The organism is Campylobacter sp. B0100352/1, assembly GCF_020135855.1.
Classification (GTDB): domain Bacteria; phylum Campylobacterota; class Campylobacteria; order Campylobacterales; family Campylobacteraceae; genus Campylobacter_D; species Campylobacter_D taeniopygiae.
The window spans coordinates 1-518 of sequence record NZ_JACHTP010000102.1 but is presented as its reverse complement, the minus strand read 5'-3'; the positions used below and the strand labels follow the sequence as shown (position 1 = coordinate 518).

The window sequence follows — 518 nt, the reverse complement described above, 5'->3', positions numbered from 1 at the left end:
AAATCTTTAGCCTCTAAAAGTGATCGAAGAATTTTGCAAATCTCACTTAAATCTTCAAAGCAAAGTACATTTGCAATAAACCACTCATCAAATTCTTCCTCAGTAGCATCACGATAAGATATTCCTGTTTCTTCTTCAAAAGCTACTTCGTATTCTTCTGGATCGATATGATCATACGCATCACTTAAAAAACCCTCTAAATGAGAATTAACAGCCTGTAAAACTTCTTTGCTAGGTTTTGTTTTTAAGAATTCTTTAAAATTCTCAAGATTGTCTAAAATTTCAATATCAAATTCCATAATATCTCCTTTTTATTATTTTTTTATCTTTCTTTTTTCTTCATACATTTTAATTTGTTCTGGTTCCTCTAAACTTGTATCAATATTGTATTCTTTAACCAATTGTTCCCAAGTCTTAGCACCTGCTTTTTTTAAGATTGTTTTATTTTTATTTATCCCAAAAGAAATAGCCCTATCTAATGGAGTATTAGGTTCAAAATAATCAATTTTATCATCTTT

General features: G+C 28.2%; 2 protein-coding genes. Both read right to left on the bottom strand.

Going from position 1 to position 518, the window contains the following annotated elements; translation table 11 throughout:
- Positions 1–299 (bottom strand): hypothetical protein (locus tag H2279_RS08730; RefSeq protein WP_337196298.1); only part of this gene is annotated, 299 nt, incomplete at its 3' end.
- Positions 300–314: 15 nt separating this feature from the next.
- A partial coding sequence (locus H2279_RS08725; protein WP_337196297.1) for a hypothetical protein occupies positions 315–518 on the bottom strand: 204 nt, incomplete at its 5' end.